The 12313-nt window shown below is 59.0% G+C and carries 7 protein-coding genes; 2 read left to right on the forward strand and 5 right to left on the reverse strand.

The features are described 5' to 3' along the window. Positions 1-22: 22 nt before the first annotated feature. The 3 genes from CGL56_RS01170 to CGL56_RS01180 form a co-directional block, all read right to left on the reverse strand. Positions 23-3739 carry a PKD domain-containing protein gene (locus CGL56_RS01170; RefSeq protein WP_099104669.1) on the reverse strand — a complete coding sequence of 1239 codons (3717 nt, stop codon included), beginning with the start codon at positions 3737-3739 and terminating at the stop codon, positions 23-25. A gap of 323 nt (positions 3740-4062) precedes the next feature. Then, on the reverse strand, positions 4063-7764 hold the full coding sequence (locus CGL56_RS01175; protein WP_167641525.1) for a PKD domain-containing protein: 3702 nt from the start codon (positions 7762-7764) through the stop codon (positions 4063-4065). A gap of 279 nt (positions 7765-8043) precedes the next feature. Continuing rightward, positions 8044-9138, reverse strand: a complete 1095-nt coding sequence (locus CGL56_RS01180; protein WP_143470569.1) for an arginase family protein — start codon at positions 9136-9138, stop codon at positions 8044-8046. Positions 9139-9256: 118 nt separating this feature from the next. Between CGL56_RS01180 and CGL56_RS01185 the strand changes: the two genes are divergently transcribed. Both CGL56_RS01185 and CGL56_RS01190 read left to right on the forward strand, forming a co-directional pair. After that, on the forward strand, positions 9257-10801 hold the full coding sequence (locus CGL56_RS01185; RefSeq protein ID WP_099104672.1) for an OmpA family protein: 1545 nt from the start codon (positions 9257-9259) through the stop codon (positions 10799-10801). 224 nt (positions 10802-11025) lie between these two features. Then, a complete protein-coding gene (locus CGL56_RS01190) occupies positions 11026-11514 on the forward strand; it encodes a hypothetical protein (RefSeq protein WP_099104673.1) in 489 nt (162 codons plus the stop codon). Here CGL56_RS01190 and CGL56_RS01195 read toward each other — a convergent pair. Continuing rightward, positions 11467-11859, reverse strand: coding sequence for an ExbD/TolR family protein (locus CGL56_RS01195; RefSeq protein WP_099104674.1), 393 nt, complete (start codon positions 11857-11859; stop codon positions 11467-11469). The two genes, CGL56_RS01190 and CGL56_RS01195, sit on opposite strands and share 48 nt — an antisense overlap. An 11-nt stretch (positions 11860-11870) precedes the next feature. Next, the gene (locus CGL56_RS01200) at positions 11871-12272 is read right to left on the reverse strand and encodes an ExbD/TolR family protein (RefSeq protein ID WP_099104675.1); all 402 of its coding nucleotides are present in this window, start codon (positions 12270-12272) and stop codon (positions 11871-11873) included. Between the last annotated feature and the right edge of the window lie 41 nt (positions 12273-12313).

Here is a 12313-nt window from a genome sequence, read left to right on the forward strand (position 1 = left end):
GACCTACTCTGTGGCCCTGGATCTAGCGCAATAGCGCTATATCGCCAGTCATAAGCTGGCTGCTGCCGTCGACAAACTCGACTTCGGCGGCCCAGAGGTAGACACTGCTCTGCAAGGGCTTTCCGCCCAGTGTTCCGTCCCATCCGTTACCTACGGTTCCGGTGGGGCAATCGGTGCATTCGTAGACCACCGCGCCGTAGCGGGATATAACCCGCAGGTAGCGGATGGCGCGTACGGTGTGGCTTTTCACCTCCAGTCCGAAGGTTTCGTTGTAGCCGTCGCCGTTGGGGCTGAAGGCATTCGGAGCGTAAATGCGGTCTTCGTAATTCTTCCGCACGCTTACCCGCATCGAGTCACTGGCCACGCAACCGTGCTCGTCCGTCAGGTTGATGGAGTAGAATCCGTCGTTCAGCGGCCGGGCCGTGGTGTAGGGCGAGGTGGGGTTGAGGATGCTGTCGCCGGTCCACAGTACTTCGGTGATGTTCCGGGGCGGGTATACCTGGACGCGCAGGTCGAGCGCATCGCCCAGTTCAACCAGCGTATCGCGGTTGGCGGTGCGGATGGTGGCGTCAAAGGAGGGGAACACCTTCACCACCGTGCTGCTGTCGGTGTGGCAACCATTGGCCGAGGTTGCGGTCAACTTCATCACGTAGGTTCCCTCGTCGAAGTAGGGACGTTCGATGGGCTCGTCCGAGATAAGTCCGTTGCCGTAGTCGATGGTCCAGCCGGTAAGCGGGGCATTGAGCTCCAGGTCGAAGGGCGAGTCCATACAGACGGAAGGCGGCATGGTGTAAGAGATCGGAGCGCCGTTGTAGGTGCCAATGGAAAGTTTCATGCTGTCGACGGAAGTACATCCGTTTTCACTTACCGCCTCGGCGTAGACCATGTAGTTTCCGGGCTTATCGTAGGCGTAGACCGGATTCCTCTCCTGGGAATTCTGGCCGTCACCGAAGTCCCAGTTGAGACCAAAGGGTGCCGTGGCCGCGGTGGAAGTGAAGACCATGTCTTCTCCTTCGCAGTTGGCGTCGACCGCCGTGATCTCGAAAGAGGCATCCGGGGAAGGCCGTACGGTGATCTCATTGCGGAAGGTGTCGATGCCGCACAGCTGGGCCGAGAGGCTGATCTGGAACTCCGTATCGGTATCCACCCGGTAGGTGTGGGTGATGGGCTCCAGTTCATCGATCAGCTGGGGCGAGGAGTTGTCTCCCCAGTGCACGAAGGTGAGGGCCCCGGGAGTGGAAGCATTGGTGAGCGTCACTTCGGTGGAGGAGCAGACATTGTCGTAGTCCAGGCTAAAGGCTGCCTCGGTGGTAATGGGCAGTACGTAGATGGTATCGGTCACCCGTTCGTCGGGGCAGCTGACGTTCGAGCCCTGGAGGGTGATGGGGTACTTCAGTACTTTCTGCTCTTCGTTGCGGAGTACCAGAGAAGTGGGCAGCTGGGTGCCCATGCGGCCATCGGGGTAGGATACGCGGAAGTTATCCGCATTGACCGAGGTGTTGGCCAGGAAGATGGTATCGTCGGAACAGACCGTGTTGTTGTCGTTCAGCACGTCGAAGGAGACGCGGAACCGCAGGGGCAGGACCACGCCGAAGGTATCGGCGGTGGTGTAGCAGCTGTTCATCACGCTGACGTCTACGCCGAGCACCTCGGGCGCCAGGGGGCGCAGGAGATCGATCTGAGGGGCAGCCGATTCACTGCGGTCCGTGCTGCTGAAGGCCCAGCGGTAGGAAACGTCCGCGGGCTGCAGACCGGCCGAGAAATCCAGGGTAATGGAGTCACAAACGGTACTGTCCATGACGTAGGAGAAATCGATGCGGGGGGGGAAGAGCACCTCGATCGTCTTCCGAATGGTGTCGGAGCAAACGCCTCCGGGGAAGGTAACTACCTGCTCGATGGTGTACACCCCGGGCTCGAGGAAGGTGAACTTGGCCTTCTCACGGTTTTTGGCCGTTTGCCCGGTTTCTACTACGGTGAAGCTCTTGGTCTGGGCGGAGGAGCGGTTCTCCAGGAGGATGGATTCCAGTCCGGCGTACACGGCACCCGCGTCCCCGGCACCGCAACTGTCGGTTACGATTTCAAAGGCAGCAACGGGGTACTCCTGTACCTTGATGTAGAGGGTGTCCTCTCCACCGCAGTAGCTCTGGCTGGAGAAAGCGATTTCGTAGGTACCGGGGGTGAGGCCGGCCGATTCAAACACGTTATTCGTCACGCCGGTACCGGTGTAGTTGCCGGCCTGGATGGCTGCCAGATCCACCGTTCCGCCAACGCAGACTTCGGGTTGAATGCCGGTGTACTTTTCCTGGGGAATGACCAGGAATTCGAGCGGGTAGATCGCTCCACAGCTGTCGATCACCGTAATCTCCGTCTTACCTTCCACTACGGAGGGGTCGAAGATGTTGTCCACTACTCCGGCACCGGTAATGCGGCTGACCTTGAAGGCCGGCTCGATGAAATCCAGCAGGGCGATGGGGGCCTCAGTGGTACACAGGGTGTCGATGCTCGAAATATCGATCTGCAGGCGTGCACCGTCGCGGACCCGCACGTCGACGGGAATGGCGAATGCCTCACCACAAGCATCCGTGCCCGAGGCGGTCAACACTACCTCACCTACGTCGCCGAAGGTAACCAGGGGGCAGAGGGCGGTTGAGTCGCTGAAACTGACGTTGGGCACGTTGGCCGACCAGCGGATGTTGTCCGGCGTGGGCGTATACTCCAGGTACTCGCAAAGGTCAAGGACGTAGCCGGTACAGGTCACAATGTCTTCAAGGACGGCGATGCCCTGTCCGCGCTGGGTGGTAATGTCGAAGGACTGCGGCTTGGCCGAACAGTTCTGGTTGGAGGCCAGCACGGTGATGGTCTTGGTGCCCGCCTGGTTGTTCTGGATGGTGATGACCGGATTGGGGGAGCTGGAGTCCGAGAAAGAGACGTCGTCGGAATTGGACGACCACTTGAAGGAAGTGGCGAACTTGTAGGTGGCGTTGGGGAACACCTGGATGGTCTCGTCACACAGCTGGGTGGTGTCCACGTAGTAGGACAGCTCCACTTTAGGCAGCGGCTGGATGACGATGGTCTTCTCGTAGTAGTACTTGTCGCAGCCCTTGTAGGGGGTTACTTCCAGCTTGACGACGTAGGTCCCGGGCTCACCGAATTCGTAGCCGCTGAATTTCTTGGAAGTGGCTCCTTCGATGCGCTCACCGTCGATGTACCACTGGTAGGATTCCACGAGCTTGTCGCTGCACATCTTGCCTTCGAAGTTCACCTTGAAGGGCTCCTCGATACACTTCAGGTTGCTGTGTTTGATGTTGACGATGGGGTTGGGAACCACCCGGAAGTCGTAGGTACCCTTCTGGTTGTCGCCACGCTCGTCGACGCAGTCTTCCCGTACTACGGTCAGGGCGCCGGCGTATTCGAAGTACAGCGCACCGTCGCTCGGGGGGGTGGGCTTGCCGGGAGGGGCCCCACAGTCGAAGAGGAAGCGCTTCTTAACGTCCACAGTATTGACGACACCAGTATACAGGGTATCGCTGCCATCGGGGAATTTTACCCGGTAGGTGCCCGGGTCACCATTGTTGTAAATCTTGAAGTTCACCGTGACCATCCCCACGCTGTCGGCGCAGAAGGTGCTGGTGGGCGGGAGCAGGAAGGGCTCTTCCTGACCACAGCTCGTCTGGGCCACAAGGCCCAGCGAAAGAAGATTTAGGGTAATTAGGAGAAGACACTTTGTAAAGTTGGACATGCAAGACTAGGGTTGTAGTCAATGCTACCAAGTCACTACTAAAAGCATACGACATAGGGGCCGTCCACCGACAACGGCGAAGGGGGGAAGTCCGGAAAAACTGAGTTTCCGGCTATGTAATTTTCTTTTGAGAGAGACGCTGGCGAGAAATTGACCAGGAAGTAAAAAAATCCAATCAAACCCCGAAGGGGAAAAGAACAACACGACAGCCAATACCGACTGCCTTACAGACATATCGGTATCCGAGCGCGATATATTGTTAATGTCCGGGAAACTTTTCCCCGGGCAGGAAAAATTAACGTTGGTCGCCCGGGCCGGCGGAACTACCGCAACAGAATGACGTCGCCGGTGAAGGTCTGCCGGGCACCGTCGACGAATTCCACCGTGGCGTTCCAGAGGTATACTCCGGTTTTGGCCGGACCGCCGTTGAAGGAACCGTCCCACCCAACGGCACCATTTCCGGGTCCGCATTCCCGGCATTCGTAGACCACGGCGCCCCAACGGGACCGGATGCGCATCGACGTGATCGAGCGCACCGTGTTGGGCTTCACCTGCAAGGCGAAGGTCTCGTTTACCCCGTCCCCGTTCGGGGAGAATACGTTCGGACTGTAGACGCGCTCGCGGTAATCCGTCTGTACGCGCACCATTATGGAGTCAAAGGCCCGGCAGCCAAATTGGTCGGTAACCGACAGGCGGTACAGCTCGTCGGCTATTGGGGTGACCAGCGTGCGGGTTGCCGTCGGGTCCCCTACTCCATTCCCCGACCAAAGCACGCTGTCCAGCGCACGCTGAGGAGTTGCGGCAAAGGTGAGGTTCAGGGAATTGCCCAGTTCTACGGTAGTATCCCTGCGGTCGGGTGCAATGTTGACGGCAAGGGAGGGGTGAACGGTCACCATCACGGTGGTGTCGGTACGGCACCCGGCCGCGTCAACCGCCACAAGGGTAAAGGGGAAGGTACCGACCTGTGAAAAGGGACGTTCAAGCGCCCCGATGGAACGCCGGTTGGAGCCATACAGGAAACGCAAGGCAGGAGCCGCCGGTGAATGCACCTGCACGGGGAAGGGACCATCCACGCAGGCCGCTTCCGGGATGCTCGCATCGATAGTGGGACCATTGTATTTACCGACGGTGACCCAGGCAGTATCCGCGGCGGAACAACCCGAAGCGCTGGTAACTTCCAGAATAACCGGGTAAGTGCCCGGTTTCTCGTAGACGTGGCCCGGCCGCTGGTGCTGGCTGAAGTATCCATCTCCGAAATCCCAGTCGTAACTGTACCCGGAGGTCGCTGCCTCGGGAAGGAAACGTAGGCTATCCCCCACGCACTTGGCCGGAGAGTCAACGAGGGAGAAGGTTGGATTGGGAGTTGCCAGGACGGTAAACTCTTTGCGGTAGACGTCCGTGCCGCAGAGGGCGGCCTCCAGGCTAATGGTCACCGTGGTATCCCGGCCCATCTCGTACCGGTGGTGGATGGTATCTCCCACGGCTACCCACTGCGGAGAGGAGCCGTCGCCCCAGAAGACCCGGCCGTTGCTGCCGGAGGTAGACAGATTGACGAGGGCGACCTCCCCCTGGGCGCAGTTGTCGGTATAAGTCAGGTTGAACCCGGCACGGGTTTCCACCGGCAGGATGAAGATGGTATCCGAGACCGTTTTTGTGTTACATCCCGTACTGCTCCCACTCAGAACGATAGGATACGCCAAGACGGACTTGGTAGGATTATTAACGACTAGAAATTCGGGCAGTTCCGTCTCAGTGCTCCCATCCGGGTAGGTAACCCTGATTTGACTGGCGTTAACGGAATTATCCTGTAGGTAAACCGTATCCCCGGAGCACACCGTGCGGTTATCGTTCATGATACCGAAGGATACCTGAAACCGGCGGGGCAATTCCAGTGAAAAGGTATCCTGAAATTGAAAGCAGCCATTCGTGGCGCGGACGGCCACCGACATCCATTTCTCTTCGTACGGCCGCGCCATTTTGATGGTGGCCTGTTTAGCCTGCAGCACCTTGCCGTTCGACAAACTCCACCCGGGGACCACCCCGGCGGGCAGGCCCTTGGAGTGGAAGGTGATGGCCAGGGAATCACAGCCTACCTCTTCCAGGTCATAGGTGAAGTCGGGAGAAAAGGAGTTGCGCACCTCAATCGTACGGCTCAGGGTATCGGTGCAGTCCGTTCCTCGGGAGCCAACTACCTGCTGCAGGGTGTAGGTACCCGCGGAGGGGAAGGTGAAACTGGCGTTGGCGCTGCCGCACTGCCGGTCACCGGTTTCGAGAACGGAGTAACAGATCACTTCGGAACCCGACAGGTTGACGAGCTTCACCGGTTGTCCCGCGGGAAAGACGGTACCCGGATCGCCACCGGGGCAACTGGGCGACGCAATCGAGAAGTCGGCCACCGGGGGGGCGTGCAGCGTAAGGGTTATCGTGCCGGCTCCTCCACAGTACGCATCACTGATGTATTCTATCTGGTAGAGCCCCGGTTCCATCCCCGCTGAATGGAACACATTATCTGTTATGCCTGGACCGGTATACCGCCCGGGTTGCAGGCTGGTGAGGTCCAGATCCTCCCCCTGGCAGATGACGGGTTCGCGCCCGGAAAATCCCCCGGTGGTCAACACGTGAATCGAAAGGTTGCTTATGGCGCCGCAGCTGTCGGTCACGGTCAACCGGACATCACCGCGGAGGCCGGCGGGATTGAACCACCGTCCGTCAACCCCATCCCCCTTTACGGATGCAACATTGGACCAGGGTTTGATGTGGTTTGCGAGGTCCACGGGCGGCTCCTCTTCACAGAGGGTATCGATGGCGCTCCACTCAAAACTCAGGGGCTCATTATCGCGCACCCATACGGTTACCGGCAGGGAGAAGGGGCGGCCGCATACGTCAATGCCCACCGCGGTGAGGATATGCTCACCCGGAGTGGTAAAGGTGATTTCCGGACAAACCGTGGTATTGTTGGTGATCCGGGTAGTTACGTCAGCATCCTCCCAACGGATGCTTTCGACGACCAAGGTATTCAGCAGGTCCTCGCAGATCCGGTAGGATTCATTGGCACAGGTTTCGAGCTGCCCCCGGAGCCGCATCTTCTGATCGTTGTAGGTGGTGAGGGTGAACGATTTGGTGACCTCGCCGCAGGTCTCACTCCCCGCGGTCAGGGTGATCGTGCGTTGATCGCCGAACTGATTATCGATAAAAATGACCGGGGCGGCCTCCGTAGGGTCGGAAAAGGTCACGTCGGGAGAATCGGAACTCCAGCTAAAACGAGTTACGTTAGCGGCCGAGGTGACCGTTGCAATGGTGACTTCGGGCAGGCAAAGGGTGGCGGAATCCACCAGAAAATCAACCTCCAGATCGGGTGCCTCGGTGATGAAGATCTCCTTTTCGAGGAAGAAGGGACCACACCCCTCCTTGTTGGTCGTGGCCTCCACCCGGACGATATGCAGCCCCGGTTCAAGGATTACCAGGTTGGAGATTTGGGCATTGTCGGAATTACCAATCGGTTGCCCATCCAGAAACCACTGGAAACGCTCGACCAGATCCTCCTGACAAAGGACGGCCTCCAGGTCAACCATAAAGGGTGCCTCCAAACAGGTCAGTCGGCTCGAAGTGATCTCTTCCAGCGGATTGGGAATCACGTTAAAATCGTAGCTGCCCCGGGGAGAGTCTCCCTGGCTGTTCACGCAGTCGGAGCGTACGATGGACAGCTCCCCCATGTAGGCGTAGAAGGGCGACTCCATGGTGGGCAGGGAGGGGGATCCGGGTGGGTCGCTGCAAAAGAATTCCAATTTGTGACGTACGGTCACGGTATCCTCAATCCCAGAATACTTGGCCGTAGCACCATCGGGAAAATACACGGTATAGTTGCCCGGCGCTCCCAGGTTGAGCAGTTTGAAGGATATCGTGGCTATTCCATTGGAGTCCACGCAAAAGGTGCGGGAAGGGGGAAGCCAGAAGGGATCCTGCTCCCCGCAGGTGGACTGACCGCTGAGGGTAGTAACGCCCATACAGACGAACCACAGGGTCATGAATATTTGTGTTGTGTGCCTCATTAGTGTGTTCGTGGGTATACGAAAGCTAACGGGTCGCGGAAAGACATCAGGATAATGCATACGATTCCTACCCCGTGCAATGGACAGTTACGCATGCGAGAATTCCGGACTGGCCCCGTACTAACGGAGTGCCAAAACCCGGCCGTCTAGTTTTCATTATCCAGGCCCAATCGGGGCCGACCTGTGTCAATCCTTAACCTTGAATCCTTACGAAGATAAGTAAATATCTATATATCAATCTACTCGGTTAATTTATCAGTACCGGGAAAAAGCGAGTTGCAGCCGGCTGGGCAGGTCACCGGATTGACTGATCTGCAAATAGTCCTTGTAGCTGCAAGCCACCAGGCGATTGCGCTCTTCACCGTCGGGGACGCTGACGGGTACCTGCACCCACCATCGGTTGCTGCGCTCCGAGCGCCAGAACGTCAGGCGGTCGGCCACTTTGCTGTCTACCACGTATTCGTGCAGGCCCGAGGTGGAAACGGGAAAGTCACCCTTGCGGCGGCTCACGCCGTGCATGAAGTACCAGATCAATTGCGCCTGGGCCGCCAGGCTCGTTTCACGTTCCCGGTCGCTTGCGTCACCGCCCCGGTAGCCGAAAAGTCCGAAAGAGGACAAGCGATCGCTGCTCCCCGCGTAGAACGCCAGTTGACAGGCTTCCTGCACGGAAAATCCCGAAGGGCCAAACCCTTCCTGGGCCGGGACCTCCGCCGCGGCCAGACCCGCCAGGTCGATGGCCAGGACGTCGGCGTCCCGGACGGTGGGTTCCAGTTCACCCAGGTCCGCACGGCTTTGTCCAAGGGTGTACCGTTCAAAGTGGCGCCTCATGAACAATGCATCCAGGGCAGGGTCCACGAGCTGCCGCTGGGATCCCAGGTGGGCCAGATGATACATGGGAGGTCGCTGGCGGTAAACGGCAGCATCCAGGTTGTTCTCCGCGTCGGCTGTCCCTGTAGACTCAGTCCTTAGCCGGATACGGCTGTCCAGGATACATACCCCTACCTGTCGGTTCAGCTCCCCGAAGGCCAGGTACTGGGCCGGTAGAAAGGAAGAAGGTGCGCCCAGGGTAACCGGCAGGATGTTCGCCGAATGCAATTCCTTCAGCAGGGGGATGGCGAAGTCGACCGTGCGCTTCCGCAGGTTCCCGAGGTCCACCACTGCAAGATCCTCAAAGTCCCAGAACAGCCGGTACAGGTGTTCCCTCACCCCGTCGGCGGTTTGGGCATCCAGGCCCAGCAGGGCAATTCGCGGGGCGGAAGGAGGATCCGCCGCCAGCCGGCTGCCTATTGTATTGGCTACGGGAGGGTTAGGGGGAAGTGCGGGGGGTAATAACCAGGGGGTGTACATCATTGCAAAGGGGCGAAGGTAAAGAAAGGCCCAGTTTTTCTAAACAACTGCTACCTTTGACCGATATACACAGGATTGTGAAAGAAACCCCTATTCACCAAACCTTGCTAGATCCACCTCTATGAAAATATTCAAATCTTCCCTGACCGGCCTGCTCTTCTGCCTTTGCGGAGCACTGTCTGCTCAGGGTACTCCCCTTCCCCCTACCTCCGCCAGTCAGGATTCGGCCCGTACCGTCGGACTTGCCCAGGAGGGTACGATGAGCAAACGGGATCAGCCCACTATGCTGGAAGTGGGAATCTCCCCCTACTACTCCTGGTTGTCCAGCGACGTTACTTCCAAAGCAGGCTATGGCGGGGGTATTCACCTGCGGAAATCCCTGGACCACCTGTTCTCCATCCGTCTGGACGGCGTTTACGCCTTCAGCCAGGGTGACAACGAAACCGGTGACAACTCCAACAACCGCCGCTTCGAAACCAACTGGCTCAGCGGTACCGCCTACGGTGTAGTAACCCTCAATAACTTCACCTTCAAGGGCGACATCCGCAACATCAACCTGTTCATGATGGCCGGTGCCGGTGGAAACTTCTACGCCACCGAGTTCCAGTGCAACGGCAACGTGCGCGGCCGTGGTTGCGCCAGCAATCCCAATGGTTCCCCCTTCGAGGAAGGCCGCAATGGTGAGATCGACCAGTCGTTCCGCACCCACGCCGCCTTCGGTACGGGCATCAACTTCCGCATCAATGAGCGCTTCAACATCGGTGCCGAATACCAGGTATTCGTGCCCATGGGCAACCGCGCTGACCTGGTCGATGGCTATGATGACGGCGACTTCCGCGACGTGCAAAACGTAGCCGGTATCTCGCTCAACTTCAACCTGGGCAATACCAAAACCCACGCCGAGCCCCGCTACTGGACGAACGCCTTCACCCCCGTCAAGGAGGACCTCGCTACCCTGAACCGCCGGGTGGATGAAGCCACCACGGATACGGACAACGACGGCATCGCCGACGCCGTAGACCAGGAGCCCAACACCCCCGCCGGCGCCACGGTCGACAGCCGCGGCCGCACGCTCGACAGCGATTCCGACGGAGTGCCCGACTACCGCGACAAGGAGCCCTTCTTCCCCCCCCGGGAAGGTGAAGTGGTTGACGCCGACGGTGTAGTCACTGAGCGCATCGACGCCCCCCTGAGCGAGGAGGAAGTGCAGACGATGATCGACAACTCGGTCAACAACGCCATGACCCAGATCGACCGCAACAACTCCACCCGGATCAATACCCCCGGTGGTGCCATCTACCTTCCCATGCTGTACTTCCCCCTGAACGGTTCGAAGATCCAGTACGAAGACTACGGCACCCTGGCCAGCATCGCCCGCCTGATGGACGCCAACCCCGAAATGCGCCTCATCGTGCGGGGTTACACCGACCGTACGGGTGATATGGAATACAACCAGAAGCTGTCCTACCGCCGCGCCCTGAACGTAATCAACCACCTGGTTGACAACTTCAGCATCGCCCGCGAGCGACTGGTACTGCAGTACCGGGGTGAAGACGAAGCCATCGTTCCCCTGGACCGCAGCCGCGTCAACCGCCGCGTGGAATTCCTGACCGGCGTTGCCGATGCCCAGGAAGATCCCGCCCCTGAAGGAATGGAGGGCAACTAATCCCCTCCGAACAATCCTGATGATTGCCACAAAAAGAGCCAGCCGGAAGATTTCCGGCTGGCTCTTTGGCTTTAAAAAAGGGTACGCCCACAGTCGCGATGGTTCTGCGGGCGTCCTCCAATTTCGCGCTTAATCAACTAGGTATTCCCCAGGGAGATACCCTACCGGCCATATCCGTGGCCCGCAGCCCCTATCTTTTGCCCCGGAACGCTAAGTACAGCCCCATGAAACGACTCCTCTTCCCGGCTTTTCTGCTCCTTCCCCTCCTTGTCGTAGCCCAGTGGAGACCCGATATCTCCGGCAGCTGGAGCGGACTGCTGCTACAGAATGAAGGAGGGTTTTCCGACCGCTTTGAGCTCTACATGAACCTCGAACAAATTGGACTGAGCGTCAGGGGCACGGCCTACGTCCGCCTGGGCGAATTGCATGCAGAGATGAAGGTGAGTGGCTTTCAGACCCTGGACGGGAGCTGGCGCATCTCCGAGCTGGAGATCCTGAGGAACAACAAGGCCGGCCTTACCGTGGCCTGGTGCATGAAGGAATACGATCTGCGGGCCGATTACCGGCAGGGTGAACTGGTGCTCACCGGCCCCTGGTGGGGAAACAGTTCCTATGGCCCCTGCGTCCCCGGCTCCATCACCCTGAGGAAACGCATCAAGGTTGCCTCACTCCTCGGCGGCGAGTACCCCGTTGATGTCCAGCCGCATGGCTAGGTCCATCACGGTTACCACGCCCTCCACCGGCGCGTCCCGGTCGGGGGCAATAAGCATGCTGTACCCCCGCCCTCCACGCGGCTGCAGTTGAGCTTCCAGTTCCTCAGAAGTGATCCGACGGTCATTGAAGAAGAATGACCCTTCCGCGTCGATCCGCACTTCATCCAGGCGTTCGGTAGAGGGGCTGGCCGGGGTATCGGCGCGCCCCGGAAGTTTCAGGTTAAGGGCGTTGGGGGCTACCACCGTAGAGGTGAGCATGAAGAAGATGAGCAGCAGGAAGATGATGTCCGTAAGGGAGGACATATTGAATTCCGCGCTGACTTTTGATCGCTTTTTCAGGGCCATGGGAGGGAGGATTATCCGCGTCGCGGCTGGGTGGCAATGATGGCGCGGGCCCGGTGCTGGGCCGCCAGGTTCATCAGCGGGGTGATGCGGTTGAAGGGTACGCCGGTTTCGGCAACGATGGTCACCGTGGCATCATCCTGGTTATCCGCCTGATCCAGGGCGTCGCTGAGGGCCTGGGCCACGGCCGCACCGCGGACTTCCACATTGTTAACGCGCACTACCCCGCCCTTCTCCAGCTCCACGACGATATTCGTGGGCGCCACGGTCTGGCTGTCGGACTCCGGCAGGTCGAAGGGCCGGATCTGCACGAAGTTGGAGGTCAGCATGAAGAAAATGAGCAACAGGAAGATGATGTCCGTCAGGGAGGACATATTGAATTGGGCGTTGGCCCGGTTGGATCGTTTGAGTCCCATGTTGCTTGCGGATGTTGCGGAGGAGAGGTGGGGTAAGCCGA

Source organism: Neolewinella marina (assembly GCF_002631205.1).
Classification (GTDB): Bacteria; Bacteroidota; Bacteroidia; order Chitinophagales; family Saprospiraceae; genus Neolewinella; species Neolewinella marina.

Excerpts from the sequence above, each read along its gene's own strand:
- CGL56_RS01180 (WP_143470569.1), bottom strand. The coding sequence starts at position 9,138 with ATGATGTACACCCCCTGGTTATTACCCCCCGCACTTCCCCCTAACCCT.
- CGL56_RS01190 (WP_099104673.1), top strand. The coding sequence starts at position 11,026 with ATGAAACGACTCCTCTTCCCGGCTTTTCTGCTCCTTCCCCTCCTTGTC.
- CGL56_RS01170 (WP_099104669.1), bottom strand. The coding sequence starts at position 3,739 with ATGTCCAACTTTACAAAGTGTCTTCTCCTAATTACCCTAAATCTTCTT.
- CGL56_RS01195 (WP_099104674.1), bottom strand. The coding sequence starts at position 11,859 with ATGGCCCTGAAAAAGCGATCAAAAGTCAGCGCGGAATTCAATATGTCC.
- CGL56_RS01200 (WP_099104675.1), bottom strand. The coding sequence starts at position 12,272 with ATGGGACTCAAACGATCCAACCGGGCCAACGCCCAATTCAATATGTCC.
- CGL56_RS01185 (WP_099104672.1), top strand. The coding sequence starts at position 9,257 with ATGAAAATATTCAAATCTTCCCTGACCGGCCTGCTCTTCTGCCTTTGC.
- CGL56_RS01175 (WP_167641525.1), bottom strand. The coding sequence starts at position 7,764 with ATGACCCTGTGGTTCGTCTGTATGGGCGTTACTACCCTCAGCGGTCAG.